The organism is Aquimarina sp. I32.4, from assembly GCF_002924285.1.
Classification (GTDB): Bacteria; Bacteroidota; Bacteroidia; order Flavobacteriales; family Flavobacteriaceae; genus Aquimarina.
In genome coordinates this window covers 1-19,709 of the sequence record NZ_PGUB01000090.1, presented here as the reverse complement: position 1 = coordinate 19,709, position 19,709 = coordinate 1, and the positions used below count along the sequence as shown (strand labels likewise).

Genomic DNA, 19,709 nt, shown 5'->3' with positions numbered 1-19,709 from the left:
TCGCTTGTACGTAACTATGGAAACCTTGCTCTGGATTATTAAGTCGTTTTGATAATCCATCGTGTACAGCTGGAGTAATGATTCGCTTGCGCTGCTGTTTTTCTTTTGAATTCAAAAGCATGGCGAATAAACCTCCTTCTTTATATAACTTGAGCCAAAGTTCCATACTACGAACGTGATATCCTAAATGTTCTGCCAAGGCTGATTGTGTAGAAAAGCTTGATTCTCTAATATGTAACAAAGATTGTAGTCGTAATACATTTTTAGGATTAGTCTCTTTTCTGATTAAATTCCGTAAATGACTTGAGGATTCTTTTACTTCTAATAATATATGCTTACCCATTCTTTAAATATACGAAAAATTTATCCGTAAATTGTATAAAAAGGAGTATTAGCACACAGCAAAATCAATTTTGTAGAAAGCAAGAGTATATTATTAGTAGAGGATAATGCAAATTCTTATGCGTTAGACGCAATACTTCAAAACACCACTTCCCTCATTCAAACTTATGTTTCCCTCATTATCGATTTTATAGCATGAAGGTATGTAGTACTTTTAGATAAACCAATGAAGGTATATGTACTATTACAATATCTTGAATACGAAGAGAGGGGATATAAAGAGTATAACAAAGGAGAAAATAGTATAGATAGTTGAGTTTGTATACATTCAATCCTAAAATGTATTTGATGGATGTTGGAGGAATTAATTTTTAGGTTGGTTAGTTGTGTAAAACGGGTGCGACAAGGGGTAGTCGCATCCGTTTTTTTTAAAGAGAGGCCTGAAAGAAAAATAAAATGTCAGTATGAATACAATGCATGATCTGTTGCCTGATTTTTGTAAGAATTAACAGATTGACTGATCCTCAAATATGACGGAGGACGAAGGTTCTTCCAGACCTCTTCTTCAGGTTTTAATGAGCAATCTAATTATGTCCTTCGTTTTTAGGGGTAAACCATTCACCTCTAGCGTTGGTATATACGGTTTTGGTGTCATTATCTATTTTTAAAATCAATTTATAATTGCCTACATTATCAGTAAATGCTTTTGCAATAGTAGCCTTAGGGAAATCTTTTTCTACAGCAGCCTTAATAATTTCAGAAAGCTTGTCTGTTTTTATTAGAGTATAACTCTCTTGGTCAAAATAAGGATCACTTTCTACAATAGGCAAAACATCCTCATCATATTGTTGACCGTATGTGATTTGAGATGAATAGAACACAGAGCATATGACTAGTATTATGTTTATCTTTTTCATTTTTTTTAAGTTAAGTTTATCAATAATAACATCGAATTTGCCAGACATAATTAATTGTTTATTGGTCTTTTCTTTGTTATAAAATTTTGGAGTTTGTGAATCTACAATTTCAGTAAATGTTAACTTCAATTGTTTAGGATCGTTATGTTGTGTTTATGAATTGATAAATAAAAAGAAATTATCATTCCAGAACAGTTTAATAATTAAATTAAATATAATAACCTGATTATCAATAATTTGAATAAATATATTTTTTGACTGTCATTGAATATATGTTGACCAATATACCTTGATTGTAGATATCTTTCACATGTTTAAGAGAATAGTTAGGTCAAAAATAAAATTGCTGTGATATGTTGATTTGCTCCTTTCTAAAAAACTCTTAATTTATTATGATAATTTTTAGACTAAAAAAAACAAGAGTTTCTACTTTTGATTGAAATTGAAAAATGAGAAGTGTATCATGAAATAAGATTTCATTTTAATAGTTTTCTCAACTTAAATTATATTCAAGAAGAATGAAGTACACTACATTACCAGGTACCGATATACGAGTAAGTAAGATATGTCTAGGCAGTATGACCTGGGGAGAACAAAATACAGAAGCAGAAGGGCATCAGCAATTAGATTATGCGATTGATAAAGGAATTAATTTTATTGATACAGCAGAATTATACTCTGTACCAGCTAGCAAAGAAACTCAAGGCAGTACAGAAAGAATAATTGGAACATGGTTGCAGAAAACCAAAAAAAGAGAAGAAGTAGTTTTAGCGACAAAGATTGTCGGTCCTAGAGATTTTGTAAGTCATATTCGCACAGGAGGATTTACAAAAAAAGAATTTGCAGATGCAATTCATAATAGCTTACAGCGATTACAAACAGAATACATTGATTTATATCAATTACATTGGCCAGAAAGGAACACGAATTTTTTTGGAATACGAGGATATACACATGATGAAACAGAACAATGGAATGATAATTTCAACGAAGTACTCAGTTGCCTTCAAGGGTTTGTTGCAGAAGGAAAAATACGGCAAATAGGGCTATCTAATGAAACCCCTTATGGAGTGATGCGTTATACAGAAGAAGCGCGAAAAGGATTGCCAAAAATGATTACAGTTCAAAACCCATATAATTTATTAAACCGAAAGGATGAAATTGGTCTTACTGAGGTTCTACATAGAGAGCAGATAGGGCATTTGCCATATTCTCCACTCGGTTTTGGTCAATTAACAGGGAAATACCTTGAAGAAACCCCTAAAAATGCTAGAGTAACACTATTTCCTCAATTTTCTAGATATCACAATGAGAAATCATTTGAAGCTACAAGAGCCTATAATGAAATTGCAAAAAAACACAATATTAGTTTAACACAAATGGCTTTGGCGTTTGTAAATGATCGTCCTTTTGTAACTAGTAATATTATAGGAGCAACATCACTAGAGCAACTAAAAGAGAATATAGAGAGTATTCATATTACATTATCTGATGAAATCCTTGACGAGATCGAATCTGTACATGAGAATAATCCAAACCCTGCACCTTAAATTAAGTATATGATATATGGCTGAACCTATCAAACTTTAGTAACAGATAATCCTGTGTAAAGAATAAGGTTCAGTCAATAAGTTATATTTATTATCCAAAAAGATACTCGACAATATCTTCGATTTTGGAGACTAATTGAATTTTTATTTGAGTGTTTTGAAGAGAGATTTTGTTGTATTTAGAAACAAAAATAGTGGAGAAACCTAATTTTTCTGCTTCTTGTATACGTTGCTCTACTTTGTTTACTGGTCGCACCTCTCCTGCCAGTCCCACTTCTGCAGCAAAGCAAAAATCTTTTTGAATAGGGATATCTTCACTAGATGATAATATAGCCCCAACAACTGCAAGATCAATAGCAGGATCATCTACTGTGATTCCTCCTGTGATATTAAGGAATACATCTTTGGCACCAAGTCTGAAACCAGCTCGTTTTTCTAGAACAGCCAGTATCATATTGAGACGTTTTAGGTTATACCCTGTAGCACTACGTTGAGGAGTACCATACACCGCAGTACTTACCAATGCTTGTATTTCTATCATAAGAGGTCGCATACCTTCTACCGTAGATGCAATAGTAGTACCACTTAATTCTTCATCTTTTTTAGAAATTAGAATCTCGCTGGGGTTATTTACTTCTCGTAGTCCATTTCCTAGCATCTCATAGATTCCTAATTCGGCAGTAGAGCCAAACCGGTTTTTTAAAGCTCGTAAGATTCGATATACATGATTACGATCCCCTTCAAACTGTAGTACGGTATCCACCATATGTTCAAGGATTTTTGGACCTGCAATATTTCCATCCTTTGTAATATGGCCAATCAGTAGAACAGGAGTAGCCGTCTCTTTGGCAAATTTGATTAATTCTGTAGTGCATTCTCTGATTTGAGAAATACTACCAGCACTACTTTCTATATAATCACTATGCAATGTTTGTATAGAATCTATAATGACAATATCGGGCTGTATTTCTTCTATTTGTCTAAAAATATTTTGCGTTTTGGTCTCAGTAAGAATAAGGCAATTATCTGTTTTAGAATGTATGCGTTCTGCTCGCATTTTTATCTGTTGCTGGCTTTCTTCTCCAGAAACATATAATGTTTTGTATGGTAGTTTAAGGCTGATTTGTAATAATAAAGTACTTTTTCCTATTCCTGGTTCACCCCCTAATAAAGTTAATGATCCAGGAACTAGGCCACCGCCAAGAACTCGGTTTAATTCTGCATCATCTGTATTGTATCGCGCCTCTTGACCTGTATGTATTTCTGAGATTCGTAAAGGTTTGGACACCTTGCTGGTTTTTGATGTAGATGTAGCATTTTTCCAATCATTGGTAGTAGTTTTTTGGATTACCTCTTCTGCAATAGTATTCCATGCTTTACACGAAGTACATTGTCCTTGCCATTTGGCATATTTTGCACCACAATTCTGACAGAAAAAAACAGTTTTTACTTTGGCCATATAAGTATTGATAAAAGCGTAAAAATACTATTTTTTAAAAGGAATGATAGAACCCAAAATTTATTTTATAAACGGATAAGAAGAAGGGGGTGTTTGTATGAGACTGTAAGATTTGTTTAAAAAGACTGTATGCTTAATAGTGTTTATAGTATTGATTATAAGTAATTTAATTAACCGTTAAATATAATAACATGAAAATTCTAAAATTCTAAAATGTAAAAGAAATTGGTGAAAAGGCTCAAAAATAAATTAATGGAGGGGATAGACGGCCTAATTGTGTGGATCGTATTTGTATGAGAGCATGTATAAAAGCAGGAGGAAGACCTGCTGAATGCTATAATTCATGTATGCTTTGTTAGTTTCTGTTGAACACTATTTTATTTCAAACTAAAAAAAATCTCCAGAGAATCATTTGATTCTCTGGAGATTTTACCTTAAAACAATTTATGCTTTTACACTATCAGATTATAGGTGAGATGTTACCACCCAAAATCTTCTTTGATTTTGTTTACTTTGTCTAGCATGTAATCTTTAGTTAAGAATGCAACCTCAGAAAGCTGAAACCCACTTTCGTATGCTCTCATAGCCTTTTTTGGTTCACCAGTTTGTTCATAGAACATTCCTAGATAATAATAACCCAACATAAGATCAGAGTATTCTTTTAGTGCAAGTTTTCCTAGAGGCTCTAATTCTGACCAATTTTCATTTTTTTCTATTGCAGTAGATACTGCAATAAAATCATTGACTCTAATTTTACGTTTTATACCATATAATTTCTCTGTAGTTTTATAGATATCTACCAGATAGTCATAAGGAGATGTCTCTAGAGTAAGTAATACCTCTTTGTATGTTTTTTTGCTTATAGGCCTGTACATTTCAAAAATATCTTCTAGAGCCTTTGGGATAGCTTTTCCTACCAAGGTGTAATGAGAAGACTCTTCAAAATTATCAAAAAAGTAGCTCACCTCAGGGTTTTCAATAGCAGAAAGCTTCTCGTCTAATGCCACAAGATCTTTTTTGATATTTTCGGCATCATTGGTTGCGGTGGCTAAGTAATACCAGATTTCTGAAGAAGAGGCTAATTTATTGGCAATTCGTTCACCCATAGGTGGTCCAAGCTCTGCACTTAAGCAGATATATCCATGAAAGATAGGGTTGTCCTTGAATAAAAAGTAGTTTATAAAATTAGCCGTATAATCATGACCAACAATAATTTTAAGCTCGGCTGTACGATATGTCTGATTGAGATAAGGAACCAGTTCTTGACCAATGAATTCATAAAATTCTGCTCCTTTTTCTGTAGGTAGATACTCTGCTACATCATACCTGCAATCATCAACTCTTGTTTTACGTTGATTTACCCCTACAACGATAGATTCAGGCATATCTTCCCAGTATGAGAAATAATCTACATTTCCAGCAACAGGTTCAAATAAGTAATCACCATCCAAGACAATAATTAGTGGATATGTTTTATCTTCATTTTTCTTATAATTACGAGGGAGTTGTATTTTTAACTCTCTGTTTTGGTCTAATTTGATAGATCTGAAAGATTCATAGATTGCCTGCCCATAGCTAGAAGAGGCAAAAACAAAAGCAATAATGAGAAGTATACTTTTTTTCATAAGTAGTATTAGGATTACGGTTAAGCAAGGGACAATATATAAATTATTTCCTTATTTCTCTCTGTTTACAATAGGTAGAAACAAAAAGGATAACGCCCCAATGATTATATTTATTGCAGTTTGAGACCCCCAAAGGATCCATCCAAAAGCTTCTCCCGCTGGTTTCTCAACATCAAAAAGTAATAAAACTGCTGATATAGCAATAGGAAACGCACCAATCCCTCCATTGGTCGTAGACATAGCAAATGAACCTGCAACAAAGGTTGCTAATACAGGGCCTATTGATAGATTTGCTGTTTCAGGAACGGTAAATTTGATAATGTAAAACATACCCACATAAAGGATCCAGATCAAAAATGTATGAAAAACAAAAGCGCCTTTTTGCTTTATTTTAGAAATGCTCTTTACTCCTTCTAAAAGACCTTCTCCAAAATTGCGTAATTTAACTAATATTGGATTTTTAGATGTTTTTATTATTCTTAAAAACACAACCCCAATGATTAATAAGCCTACTAAAACAGCAAGTGTAATAAAAGGGCTTGCAATTTTTTCTGATAAATAGGATAATAAATGTTCAGATTGAAAAAGAAAGGTAATAGCGATAACCAGTAAAAGCATTAGTAAATCAATAACGCGCTCAGAAATAATAGTTCCAAACGCTTTTTTGAAAGGTATTCTTTCATAGGTTGATATAGTGCCAGCACGAAGAATCTCTCCAGATCTTGGAATTCCTAAGTTGGCAAGATAGCCAACCATAAGCGCCATAAAGCTATTTGATAATTTGATAGAATGCCCAAGAGGTTCTATAGCAAATTTCCATCGATATGCTCTGGATAAGTGAGAGATGACTCCCATTGTCAGGGATAAAATAATCCATTTTGGATTAGCTTGAGTAATATATTGAATTGTTTTCTGTCTTTCCTCGGGAGAGGCAGAAGAGATAGAGTACCAAATTAAAAAAACTCCCAGTGCTAATGGGAGTATAATTTTGAGAAACTTTATAAGTTTGGGTTTCACTATTTATTTTAATAAGTTATTTTCTTCATTAGGAAAAAGAAGGCTAGGTTTAAAATTTTTGGTCTCTTCGATATCCATCATAGCATAGGTGATTAATATAAGTACATCTCCTTTGGCTACTTTTCTTGCAGCAGCTCCATTAAGTGTGATTTCACCACTATTTCTTGGACCTGGAATGGCATAGGTTTCCAGACGTTCTCCATTATTATTATTTACGATCTGCACTTTTTCTCCTTCAATAATATTGGCAGCATCCATTAAATCTTGATCGATAGTGATACTACCGATATAATTAAGATCAGCACCCGTTACTTTAACGCGATGAATTTTTGATTTTACTACGTGTACAAACATGTTACAAAGTTAGTTAATTTTAATTTAGGGCAATGTTGTCAATAAGTCTTATTTCTCCCGCAAATACAGCTATAAAAGCTCTGTATTTAGTGTTTTTATATTTTCTTTGAATAGATTTCAAATCAGATACTTTGGCAATTTCAAAATATTCTAATGTTAATTCATCATTATTTTCGAATTGTTCTGATACCCATTTGTTTAACATATGAACACTTTTTGTGCCAAAGTCATTTCTAACCTGTGTTAAGATTTGATAAATTAAAGGAGATGCCTCAAGTTGATTCTGGTTTAGCCTTTTGTTTCGTGAGCTGAGAGCTAATCCATTTTCTTCACGATAAATAGGACAACCGACAATTTGAACTGACATATTTTCAATGTCAACCAGTCTTCTTACAATTTGTAGTTGTTGAAAATCTTTTTCGCCAAAATAAGCTTTATCTGGAGTAACAATCTCAAAAAAATGTTTTAAAACAGTTCCTACCCCATCAAAATGACCAGGCCTAAATTTGCCTTCCATTTCATTTTCTAATCCACCAAAGTTATAAGATATAGAGGTCACCTGATCCCCATAAATTTCTTTTGGAGAAGGAGCAAACACAATAATTTCTTTTGATACATCAGACAAAAGTTCAATATCTGAGTCAAGAGTTCTGGGATAATTCACCAAATCTTCTTGATTGTTAAACTGTGTTGGATTTACAAAAATACTTACAACAACGGTTTGATTTTCGTTGAGAGCTCTTTTTATAAGAGCAAGATGTCCCATGTGTAATGCTCCCATAGTGGGAACAAACCCAATAGTTTTATTCTGTTTTTTTAAGGATGCAACATCGCTTTGGATGTCCCGTCTTTTTTTGAGTAACCGCATCGGTATAAAGCTTAAAGGCGTGCAAAAATAAGATATTACTGGCAGACTGCATAAATTTTCGTAATTTTGCAAAATTAATTCCAAAAGGGGACGATAAAAGTATCGAGTATATGAAAGATAAGAGGATATTGTATGTATCATCAGAAGTAATACCTTACCTGCCAGAGACTGAAATCTCATCTATGTCTTTTGAAGCGCCAAGAATGGTAAACAATAAAGGGGGGCAAATAAGAATATTTATGCCAAGATATGGAAATATCAATGAACGAAGGCACCAATTGCATGAGGTGATTCGGCTTTCTGGTATGAATTTGGTAATTAACGATTTAGATATGCCGCTTATAATAAAAGTAGCTTCGATTCCAAAAGAACGAATGCAGGTGTATTTTATTGATAATGAAGATTATTTTAAGAGGAAAGCAACGTTGACAGATGAAGAAGGGAAACTGTTTCCTGATAATGACGAACGAGCAATATTTTTTGCAAAGGGAGTTATAGAAACAGTGAAAAAACTAAATTGGTCACCAGATATAATCCATGTACATGGTTGGTTAGCGTCGCTTCTTCCTTTGTACCTAAAGCATTATTATGCAAATGAGCCTCTTTTCGGTCATAGTAAAATTGTAACTTCGGTATATGACCATGGTTATGAAGGAACACTAGATAAGAACATGATGGAAAAGGTGAAGTTTGATGGTATTGCAGAAGAGAAAATAAGCGATTTAGTAAAACCGACATACAATAGCCTGATGAAGGTGGCTGTTGATAATTCTGATGCGGTAATTGTAGGGTCTGAAGAGATCCCATCTGAGCTTGTCGAACATTTAAAAACCATAGATCAGCCAGTTTTAGAATATAAACGACCAGATGAATTTGCTGATGCCTATGAGGCTTTTTATCAGACAGAAGTACTGGTATAAGTAAACACGATTAAATTATTTATGAAATTGAAGAACACTTTTTTTAAGATAACAACTATTGTAGTTGTTGTATCAGCCTTTTTTTCTTGTAATGATGATTTTAATACTGTAGGTAGTGAGGTTATAGGAGATATTAATTTTAAAGATGATCAATACGCCGCTATACCAAAAGCATATAGTAAAAGGTTTGAAAGAGTGCGTTCAAATAATTTGGTCAAACAAGTATCAGGTAATCAGGTTAGTTATCATGCCAATATGCTTGGCGTATATGATGATCCCGTATATGGGCAATCAACGTATAGTATCTTGTCTCAAGTTCAGTTGCAACAGTTAAATCCTAATTTTGGCACCAATGCAGTATTAGATAGTGTTGTTTTTAGTATGCCATATTTGAGTAGAGCAACAGGAACGACACAAGTACAGATTGACGCAAATACTACTGAAACAGCAACAACATATAGTTTAGATTCTGTTTATGGGAATCAACCAATAAAATTATCACTATATAAGTCAAATTACTTTTTAAGAGATTTTGACCCTGCTACAGATGAAAGACAAGTGTATTTTTCTGATGATATTAATACTAATTTTGCAGCAGAGGTAGAAAAAACGTTATTGTATACAAACGATTCTTTTGTACCATCTGCTAAAGAGGTAGTGCTGAGAGTAGAAACAGCTTCAGGTGATAATACAACTACCACTAGAAGTAGATTAACACCAAGGTTGAGATTTAAATTTTCTGAAGAAATTAAAACATTGTTTAAAACATTGTTCTTGGACAAACAAGGAAGTTCGGAGTTGAGTAATGCTAATAATTTTAGAAACTATTTTAGAGGAATATATGTGAAGGCAGAACCAGAAGTAGGTGGAGGTGGTAATCTTGTGTATCTTAACATGAGAGATGCGCAGATAGCACTGCACTATAGTTTTGATGTAACAAATACTAGTAACAGTACTACTACTCGTGACCAAGGAGAATTGGTTTTGAATTTTTCTAATACAGTTATAAATTCTATAGAAACCAATATTGATAATAATGATATTGTAAACGGCTTGAAAGAAGAGAATCAAGATACTATAAATGGAGAGGAAACATTATATCTAAAAGGAGGTGATGGAGCATACGCAATAGTAGATTTATTTGGAGGCAACATTACCAATGAAACAGGAGAAGAAGAGAATGAGCTTACTTTCTTAAAAAGGCAAGATTGGTTGGTAAACGAAGCGAACCTTACGTTTTATATTGATCAGAATAAAGTTACTACTGGCGGAGATACTGAGCCAGAACGAATCTATATATTTAATGCAGAAACAGGAGAACCTCTTATTGATTATGTCATAGATGGTTCGATTAATTCAGAGCAACCTTCATTATCAGGAGTTAACCATTTAAGCCCTATTAGTCGTGATTCTGATAAGAATGGAGAATTTTATAAAATACAAGTCACTCAGCATGTAATAAATGTTCTTAATGGTGACACAGAAAATGTTAAATTGGGAGTGTCTGTATCTCAAAACGTAAACTACATAACAGTAGTTGATAATACCCCTACAATAAAAATAGATAACGAGATAATCCCAACGTCATCAATTGTTTCTCACGAAGGTACAGTTCTCTATGGTAATGGAGCAGATGTGCCTGAGTCAAAACGTTTAAAGCTGGATATTATTTATACAGCGGCAAAATAAAGATTAACAAACAATCATTAAAAAACTAAATCATGTGTGGAATTGTAGGGTATATTGGGCATAGGGATGCCTATCCCATTGTTTTAAAGGGCTTAAAAAGATTAGAGTACAGAGGGTACGATTCAGCAGGAATCGCATTGTATGATGGTAATGATATTAAATTATCAAAAACAAAAGGTAAAGTCGCAGACCTCGAAGAGAAATTAGAAAAAGAAATTTCTTCAAAAGGAACTATTGGAATTGGTCATACTAGATGGGCAACACACGGGGTTCCTAATGACGTCAATTCTCATCCTCATTATTCTAATTCTGGAAATCTTGTAATTATACACAACGGAATTATTGAGAATTATGATGCTCTTCGTAAAGAGTTATCCAATAGAGGGTATACATTTACATCAGAAACTGATACAGAGATATTGATAAATCTTATAGAAGATGTAAAGACCAAAGAAAATGTAAAGCTTGGAAAAGCAGTTCAAATTGCACTTAATCAAGTTGTTGGCGCATATGCAATTGCTGTTTTTGATAAGCAAAAACCAGACGAAATAGTGGTTGCCAGACTAGGGAGTCCACTAGCGATTGGTGTAGGCGAAAACGAATTTTTCATAGCATCGGATGCATCTCCCTTTATAGAATATACCAATAACGCAATTTACCTTGAAGATGGTGAAATGGCTATTGTAAGAATTAATAAAGGTGTTAAGGTTAGAAATGTAAAAGATGATAGTCAGGTAGATCCTTATCTACAAGAATTACAGCTTAATTTAGAGCAAATAGAGAAAGGTGGATATGACCACTTTATGCTTAAAGAAATTTATGAACAACCAAATGCTATTAGTGATACCTATAGAGGAAGAATGCGTGTTGCAGAAGGAATCATTAAAATGGCAGGGATTGATGATAATTTAGCCAAATTATTAAATGCAAAACGAATCATTGTCATAGCCTGTGGTACTTCATGGCATGCAGGTTTGGTGGCAGAATATATCTTTGAAGAACTAGTACGTATCCCTGTAGAGGTTGAATACGCATCAGAATTTAGATATAGAAATCCTGTGATTCATTCAGATGATGTTGTCATTGCAATATCACAAAGTGGAGAGACTGCCGATACGATGGCAGCAATAAAATTAGCCAAAGAGAATGGAGCATTTGTCTTTGGTGTGTGTAATGTAGTGGGGTCTTCAATCTCTAGAGAAACTCATGCAGGAGCATATACGCATGCGGGTCCAGAAATAGGAGTGGCATCTACAAAAGCATTTACAACCCAGATTACAGTTCTTTCTTTGATAGCATTAAAATTAGCTGAACGAAAAGGAACAATATCTAATAGTGATTTTCATTACTACTTACAGGAACTAGAAAGAATTCCAGAAAAAGTAAAAGTAGCATTAGAATCTAATGATCATATTAAGTTTATTGCCGATACTTATAAAGATGCAAAAAATTGCTTGTATTTAGGTAGAGGATATAATTTTCCTGTAGCATTAGAAGGAGCATTGAAATTAAAAGAAATATCTTATATACATGCAGAAGGATATCCTGCAGCAGAAATGAAGCACGGTCCTATTGCTTTGATTGATGAGCAAATGCCTGTAGTAGTAATAGCTACAAAAAAGGGACATTATGAGAAGGTAGTAAGTAATATTCAGGAAATTAAATCCAGAAAAGGAAAAATTATTGCTATCGTTACAGAAGGAGATGTTACGGTAAAAGAGTTGGCAGATCATGTTATAGAAATTCCAGAAACAGAAGAATTTTTGACACCACTGCTTACAACAATTCCATTACAATTATTGTCATATCATATTGCGGTCATGTTAGGTAAAAATGTAGATCAACCGCGTAACTTAGCAAAATCTGTTACTGTTGAATAGTTATCTCATTTGTAGATAAAGAAATTAATTATATTATAAAATACACCCTATCAGAAAATTTTCTGATAGGGTGTATTTGTTATACCAATTATATATGAATGTCTTTTGGTAGCATTGAAAAAGTGCTTGAGTTTTTAGGGTTACGAATTGTGTTTTTTTGAATTGTGTTTTTAAAGAAAACAACAAAGATTTGGCTATTTTATTAAAAAATTTATAAAAAAACGTATATTGTTGTGGTAACTAATAAAATTTGGGGGTATGAAAAAAATCATGTTAGTAATACTACTAATGGTGAGTATTATTACTACAGCACAAACAACAATTAGTGGAAAAGTAGTAGACGATAGTGATCAACCAATCCCTGGGGCAAATATCACACTAAAAAATACACGTTCTGGTGCAGTAACAGATTTTGATGGACTTTTTTCGTTAACAGTAGATCAATCGCCGCCACTCATTCTTGTGGTGAGCTCAGTAGGATTTGAGTCTGCTTCTGTTGATATCTCTTCACAAATAAAAGATCTTGTTGTGATATTAAAAGAAGGAACAGAGCTAGATGAGGTTGTTATTTCTGCATCTAGAACCCCAGAACGTATATTTGAGTCGCCAGTGAGTGTTGAGCGATTTGGAATTAAAGAAATAAAAAATACAGCCTCAGCAGATTTTTATGGCGGTTTAGAAAATTTAAAAGGCGTAGATGTCAATACCAATAGTTTGACATTCAAGTCGGTTAACACCAGAGGCTTTGCTACGTTTGCAAACAACCGTTTTGTACAATTGGTAGATGGAATGGATAATGCTTCGCCAGCACTTAATTTTGTGTTAGGAAATTTGTTAGGAATGACAGAGCTTGATGTTAATAGTGTTGAGCTATTGCCAGGAGCATCTTCAGCCTTGTATGGAGCAAATGCCTTTAATGGAATTTTGTTTATGACCAGTAAAAATCCATTTGACCATCATGGGATCAGTGCATATTTCAAAGGAGGGATCACCTCACAAGAAGCGGCGGGAGACAACGAATTTTATGATTATGGGATTAGAATAGCACATAAATTTTCAGAGAAATTTGCAGCAAAAGCAAACTTCTCTTATTTACGAGGAACAGATTGGTTTGCAACCAATACAATTAATGTTTTGAATCCCGCAACAGATAGATCAGACCCTAATTATGATGGGCTTAATGTGTACGGAGATGAAGTAAGTCAGAATATAAGAGGGGTAGGTGTAGCATTGACAAAATCAATTGATCCAGAAACAGGGCAACCACGTCTCACACCAGGGCTAGAAAACCTTCTTCCTAGTGAAGGAGTGAGTAGAACAGGGTATGATGAAAAGGATTTAAACAGATATAGAGCAGAAAGTATAAAATTTGATGCAGCATTACATTATAGACCGTTTGCAAACGATTTTGAAATTATTTATAATGGGAAAGCTGGGAGAGGAACAACCGTTTATCAAGGAGCAAATCGCTATGCAATTCGTAATTTTTTTCTACAACAACATAAATTAGAATTTAAAAACAATAACTTTTTTATTAGAGGGTATATTACCGATGAAGATGCAGGAGATTCTTATGATACTCGTTTTACAGGAATAAATATTAATAGAAAATGGAAAGATGATGCTACATGGTTTGGTGAGTATGCAGGAACATTTATCAGAGAAACACTGGCAGGAAAATTACCAGAAGAAGCTCATATAGCCGCTAGGGCTGTTGCAGATACAGGGCGCTTAGAACCAGGGACTCCTGAATTTGAGCAAGCATTTACTCAGGTAACTAGTGGCCCTGATTTGAATAAAGGGTCAAAATTTCAGGATAGAACACAGTTAAGGCATGTAGATGTTAATTATAATTTTAGTCACATAACAGGAGATTTTGCTGATATTCAGGTAGGAGGCTCATTTAGAGAATATAAGTTGAATTCTTCAGGGACGATTTTTACCGATTTTGATGGGCCAATAAGATATTCAGAATATGGAGCATATACTCAGATTCAAAAGAAATTTGCAGACGAAAGAGCAAAAGTAACCGCCTCGGTACGTTATGATAAATCAGAATTATTTGATGGGAACTTGTCTCCAAGACTATCTATAGGGTATACTTTGGGAGCAGATAAAAATCACAATATCCGAGCTTCTGTGCAAACGGGGTTTAGAAACCCTACAACGCAAGATTTATATATTGGGTTAAATGTAGGTAGAGCAATATTAGTAGGGTCAGCACAAGATAACCTAGATAGGGATATTAGAACATTTAGTTTGAGTGGTGATGGGCAAAGTATTACAGGGGCTAGTACAGCAACAATTGTTGGTCGTGCGGCGTATGAAAATTCATTTTCTGCCAATTCAGTGCAAAGCGGAGCTCCTTTGGCATCAGAGGCTACCCTTGTAAAACCTGAAAAAGTTACCGCTTTTGAAGTAGGGTATAGAGGTAAAATACAAAAATTTATTATTGACCTGAACGGGTATTACAATCAGTATAAAGACTTTATTTCTAATGAAAATGTCATAGTACCTCTGTATGGGCAAGTAGGAGACCAGACACTATCACTTTTGGCTTTGGAAAATGACGATTATGAGGTGTATCAAGCATACACAAATTCAGATGTGGATATAAAATCATTTGGAGCTACGATTGGGGTAAATACTAAGATTTTAGGAAATTTTGATATAGGCATGAATTATACATACGCAGAACAAGGATTTGATAAAGAGAAAGATCCAGATTTCAGAACAAATTTTAATACCCCAAAACACAAGGTAAAAGCCACTTTTGGGCATGCCAGTCTATTTAAGAATTTTGGATTTAATACAAGCTATCGTTGGAGTGATAGTTATTTATGGGAGCAATCTTTTGGAGACGGGAATGTGCCCTCTTTTTCTGTTATTGATGCTCAGATCAATTATAAGATACCAAAACTAAAAACTACACTCAAGGTTGGAGCCACAAATATAGGAGGAGATGAATATTTCTCTGCATTTGGAACAGGATATATAGGATCACAATATTACATAGGTTTATCTATAAATAACCTGTAAATCAATCGTTAGACTCTCAAACGTATAGCTTTTTATTTCAATAAAAAAACTATTATGATACAAAATCATACTCTTAATATAAAAAACAACAACAGATGAATACTCAATATAAATGGATGCTACTCCTGTTGATTTTTGGAAGTATTTCTTGTGAATCTGATGATGAAGTCTCTGCAACAAAACAAGAAGTTGTGATTACTTCAGGAACGGCAGATTTTTCAAAATATATATCTGTAGGAAATTCCCTTGCAGCAGGTTTTACAGATGGGGCTTTATTTATGGCAGGGCAACAAAATTCAATGCCTAATATTGTGGCAAAACAAATGGCCTTGGCAGGAGGAGGAGATTTTAATCAACCTCTTATGAGTGACAATATAGGAGGAGCTATGATTGCAGGGATACCTGTTTTAAATCCTAGACTTTATTTTTATAGCGACCCTAATCCAGAGCCTCCTAGTGAATCAGGGCCAAGATTATTAGGGACAACTCCAGAGAATAATACCCCAGAATTACCTACTACAGAAATTACAAATATAGTGTCAGGGCCTTTTAGTAATCTAGGGGTTCCTGGGGCAAAAAGTTTTCATTTATCTGTTGCAGGATATGGTAATATAGCAGGGTTGCCAAATTTGGCGAATCCTTATTTTGTGAGAATGGCATCTGGCGCAACAACATCCGTGCTTGAAGATGCTGTCGCACAGAACCCTACGTTTTTCTCTTTATGGGTGGGTAGTGATGATGTTCTGGGATATGCTTTGTCAGGAGGTGATGGTACAGATCTTATAACCAATAAAACTATGTTTTCTCAATCTTACAGCACATTGGTTACTAAGCTAGTTTCTGGTGGAGCAAAAGGAGTATTACTTAATATTCCTGATATAACTTCGATGGCACATTTTACAACAGTGCCTTATAATCCAATCCCTATGGATGAAGCAACATCGATAGCCGTTAATCAAGGGTATACAATGTATAATGCGGGGTTATTACAAGCAGAAGGCCTTGGAGCTATTAGTGAAGAAGAAAGAAAAAAAAGAACTATTAAATTTATAAAAGGACAAAATGCAGTAGTGATAGAAGACGAAAGCCTCACAGATCTTTCAGGGTCAGGTTTGCCAAGCTATAGACATACTACTGATGAAGATTTATTACTATTATCAAGTTCTTCTTTTATAGGTAGTGTAGTAGGGGGTAATCCTCTGTTAATTAATGGGGTTTCGGTTCCTTTAGAAGATAAGTGGGTGTTAGTACCTACAGAACAACAAGAAGTGTCCATTGCAATATCTGCGTTTAATAGAGTTATAGATACGACAATAGAGCAAACAGGTTTAGCTTTTGTGGATGTCAATAAGATTTTTAAAGAAATATCAGAAGATGGAGTAATGTTTGATGATTTTCTTTTGCAAGATAAGCTGGTTTTTGGAGGCACTTATTCATTAGATGGCGTGCATCCTACAGCAAGGGGATATGCTTTTTTGGCGAATAAAACCATAGAATCTATTAATACAACATATGGCTCAAATCTGCCTATTGTTAAAGCTGAAAATTACCCTGTATTTTACTCACCTCTATTGAGGTAGAGATGCACAAAACTGATTAAGAAAAATAGAGATCATTGTCAAACTGAGTTTGTTGATTTTTTTGCAAAGCGCTGATAAGTAAAGATATTTGGCAAGCTCAGACTGACTGCTTTGTCGTGTATGATATATAGCAAGAGGATTACTTTTTTTATAGAAAGAAAAAATGACTTAATTTATCAATTAATTATGAGTGTAATAAAGCCTTTAAGGAAAGAGGAGTTATTATGTGTAAAAAAGTAAGAGGAACATTACTTCAAAAAAACAAAAGAAAATCAGTTATTTTTTTCATTTTAAAGACTATATTTGCACCCTGAAAAAAGCTAGTATTCAGTGCAATTGAGTACTTGGTTTTTTAAACATAGTAAAATACTAAACATTAAATAGTTATATAATGTCTAAAGTTACAGGTAAAGTATCTCAAATTGTAGGTCCAGTTATCGATGTAGAATTCGTGGCGGGTACCGAATTACCAAAAATTTATGATTCGTTAGAAATTAACAAAGCAGATGGTAGCAAGCTAGTACTAGAGGTTCAGTCTCACATTGGTGAAGATACTGTACGTACTATTGCAATGGATTCCAGTGATGGATTGAGTAGAGGGGTTGAAGTAGTTTCTACTGGAGCTCCTATTCAAGTACCAATAGGAGGTGATGTATACGGACGTTTATTTAATGTAATCGGGGATGCTATTGATGGTTTAGGTGACCTTCCAAAAGCAGGAGATGATGGTCTTCCTATTCACCGTGAAGCCCCTAAGTTTGAAGATTTATCAACTTCTACAGAAGTTTTATTTACAGGTATTAAAGTAATTGATCTTATTGAACCATATGCAAAAGGAGGTAAAATTGGATTATTTGGTGGTGCTGGTGTAGGTAAAACAGTACTTATTCAGGAGTTGATTAACAATATTGCAAAAGGACATGGAGGTCTTTCTGTATTTGCAGGAGTAGGAGAGAGAACACGTGAAGGAAATGATTTACTTCGTGAAATGCTTGAATCAGGAATTATCAAATATGGTGATGATTTTATGCATTCAATGGAAGAAGGAGGATGGGATCTTTCTAAGGTAGATAAAGAAGTTATGAAAGGATCAAAAGCTACTTTTGTATTCGGACAAATGAATGAGCCACCAGGAGCACGTGCTCGTGTAGCGCTTTCTGGTCTTACTATTGCAGAATATTTCCGTGATGGAGCAGGAGACGGACAAGGAAAAGATGTACTTTTCTTCGTAGATAATATTTTCCGATTTACGCAAGCAGGTTCAGAGGTGTCAGCACTTCTTGGGCGTATGCCATCTGCGGTAGGATATCAGCCTACATTAGCAACAGAGATGGGAGCTATGCAGGAGCGTATTACTTCTACAAAGAAAGGATCAATTACATCTGTACAAGCGGTATATGTACCTGCAGATGACCTTACCGATCCAGCACCAGCAACAACGTTTGCTCACTTGGATGCTACAACAGTATTGTCTCGTAAAATTGCAGAGTTAGGTATCTATCCTGCGGTGGATCCATTGGATTCTACATCAAGAATTCTTTCAGCAGATATTCTTGGAGACGAGCATTACAATTGTGCACAAAGAGTAAAAGAATTATTACAACGCTATAAAGAATTACAAGATATTATTGCAATCCTTGGTATGGAAGAATTATCTGAAGAAGATAAGCTTGCGGTAGGACGTGCACGTCGTGTTCAACGTTTCTTATCTCAGCCGTTCCACGTAGCAGAGCAGTTTACAGGTATACCAGGATGTTTGGTAGATATCAAAGATACGATTAAGGCTTTTACAATGATTATGGATGGTAAATTAGATCACTTACCAGAAGCAGCATTTAACCTTAAAGGTTCTATTGAAGAAGCTATAGAAGCTGGTGAGAAAATGTTAGCAGAAGCATAATCTGGTTAATTGTTGATAGTTAGTAGTTTTTAGATAATAACTATACTATCAACAAACAACAAATAACTATAAAATATGTATTTAGAAATAGTAACTCCAGAAGCCATATTATTTAGCGGTGAAGTAACTTCGGTTGTAGTGCCAGGAGTAAATGGAGAGTTTCAGATGTTAGATAATCACGCACCAATTATTTCTTTGCTAGGAAAAGGAGATGTAAAAGTGTTTGGTGATATGAATCTAGAAGAAGAAGTTGCAACAAAATTTACTGAAGGTGAAAATGGAGCAACACTACTTTCTATCAATTCAGGAACTATCGAAATGAAAGATAATAAGATTGTTGTGCTTGCAGATTAATGCAATAAATAATTAATCAGTACTATATTAAATCCCTGTTGCCAATGGCAACAGGGATTTTTTTATGCAAGGGTATAGTCATTGTAAAAAAAGAAATGATATATGGGAGTAAATAATTGATTTTTAGATAAAATTATGTTATTAATCGTTAGGGTAATTAGTTCTTATAAATCTTTCAGGCGGCGTATTTGGCGTGCTTATGATGGAAATATTTT

15 protein-coding genes are annotated in these 19,709 nt (G+C 34.2%); 8 read left to right on the top strand and 7 right to left on the bottom strand.

Features of this window, described 5'->3' with window-relative positions:
• Nucleotides 1-343: transposase (locus CVD18_RS17190; protein ID WP_103864054.1), on the bottom strand; the 343-nt coding region annotated here is incomplete at its 3' end.
• Between the two features lie 583 nt (nucleotides 344-926).
• The gene (locus tag CVD18_RS17185) at nucleotides 927-1,388 is read right to left on the bottom strand and encodes a hypothetical protein (RefSeq protein WP_103866657.1); all 462 of its coding nucleotides are present in this window, start codon (nucleotides 1,386-1,388) and stop codon (nucleotides 927-929) included.
• A gap of 389 nt (nucleotides 1,389-1,777) precedes the next feature.
• On the opposite strand from CVD18_RS17185, the gene CVD18_RS17180 reads away from it, so the two are divergent.
• Complete coding sequence (locus CVD18_RS17180) at nucleotides 1,778-2,809, top strand: aldo/keto reductase (RefSeq protein ID WP_103866656.1); 1,032 nt, start codon at nucleotides 1,778-1,780, stop codon at nucleotides 2,807-2,809.
• A gap of 91 nt (nucleotides 2,810-2,900) precedes the next feature.
• Here the strand turns inward: CVD18_RS17180 and radA are convergent, their stop codons facing one another.
• The 5 genes from radA to panC form a co-directional block, all read right to left on the bottom strand.
• Entirely contained in the window at nucleotides 2,901-4,268 is a 1,368-nt protein-coding gene (gene radA, locus CVD18_RS17175; protein ID WP_103866655.1) for a DNA repair protein RadA, read from the bottom strand.
• 479 nt (nucleotides 4,269-4,747) lie between these two features.
• The gene (locus CVD18_RS17170; RefSeq protein WP_103866654.1) at nucleotides 4,748-5,893 is read right to left on the bottom strand and encodes an alpha/beta hydrolase; all 1,146 of its coding nucleotides are present in this window, start codon (nucleotides 5,891-5,893) and stop codon (nucleotides 4,748-4,750) included.
• 51 nt (nucleotides 5,894-5,944) lie between these two features.
• On the bottom strand, nucleotides 5,945-6,910 hold the full coding sequence (locus CVD18_RS17165) for a lysylphosphatidylglycerol synthase transmembrane domain-containing protein (RefSeq protein WP_103866653.1): 966 nt from the start codon (nucleotides 6,908-6,910) through the stop codon (nucleotides 5,945-5,947).
• Between the two features lie 3 nt (nucleotides 6,911-6,913).
• Nucleotides 6,914-7,264: an aspartate 1-decarboxylase gene (gene panD, locus CVD18_RS17160; RefSeq protein WP_103866652.1), complete on the bottom strand. Its 351-nt coding sequence runs from the start codon at nucleotides 7,262-7,264 to the stop codon at nucleotides 6,914-6,916.
• A gap of 19 nt (nucleotides 7,265-7,283) precedes the next feature.
• The gene (gene panC, locus CVD18_RS17155) at nucleotides 7,284-8,132 is read right to left on the bottom strand and encodes a pantoate--beta-alanine ligase (protein WP_103866651.1); all 849 of its coding nucleotides are present in this window, start codon (nucleotides 8,130-8,132) and stop codon (nucleotides 7,284-7,286) included.
• A 110-nt stretch (nucleotides 8,133-8,242) separates the two neighbouring features.
• Here panC and CVD18_RS17150 point away from each other — a divergent pair, with 110 nt between their 5' ends.
• The 7 genes from CVD18_RS17150 (at nucleotide 8,243) to CVD18_RS17120 (ending at nucleotide 19,494) form a co-directional block, all read left to right on the top strand.
• Nucleotides 8,243-9,052, top strand: coding sequence for a glycogen/starch synthase (locus tag CVD18_RS17150; RefSeq protein ID WP_103866650.1), 810 nt, complete (start codon nucleotides 8,243-8,245; stop codon nucleotides 9,050-9,052).
• Between the two features lie 21 nt (nucleotides 9,053-9,073).
• Nucleotides 9,074-10,741: a DUF4270 domain-containing protein gene (locus tag CVD18_RS17145; protein ID WP_103866649.1), complete on the top strand. Its 1,668-nt coding sequence runs from the start codon at nucleotides 9,074-9,076 to the stop codon at nucleotides 10,739-10,741.
• A 32-nt stretch (nucleotides 10,742-10,773) separates the two neighbouring features.
• Nucleotides 10,774-12,621, top strand: a complete 1,848-nt coding sequence (glmS, locus tag CVD18_RS17140; RefSeq protein WP_103866648.1) for a glutamine--fructose-6-phosphate transaminase (isomerizing) — start codon at nucleotides 10,774-10,776, stop codon at nucleotides 12,619-12,621.
• Between the two features lie 258 nt (nucleotides 12,622-12,879).
• Nucleotides 12,880-15,660: a TonB-dependent receptor domain-containing protein gene (locus CVD18_RS17135; protein ID WP_103866647.1), complete on the top strand. Its 2,781-nt coding sequence runs from the start codon at nucleotides 12,880-12,882 to the stop codon at nucleotides 15,658-15,660.
• A gap of 95 nt (nucleotides 15,661-15,755) precedes the next feature.
• Entirely contained in the window at nucleotides 15,756-17,240 is a 1,485-nt protein-coding gene (locus CVD18_RS17130; protein WP_103866646.1) for a G-D-S-L family lipolytic protein, read from the top strand.
• Nucleotides 17,241-17,631: 391 nt separating this feature from the next.
• A complete protein-coding gene (gene atpD / locus CVD18_RS17125; protein WP_103866645.1) occupies nucleotides 17,632-19,140 on the top strand; it encodes a F0F1 ATP synthase subunit beta in 1,509 nt (502 codons plus the stop codon).
• Nucleotides 19,141-19,215: 75 nt separating this feature from the next.
• Nucleotides 19,216-19,494, top strand: coding sequence for a F0F1 ATP synthase subunit epsilon (locus tag CVD18_RS17120; protein WP_103866644.1), 279 nt, complete (start codon nucleotides 19,216-19,218; stop codon nucleotides 19,492-19,494).
• The last annotated feature ends 215 nt before the right edge of the window (nucleotides 19,495-19,709 follow it).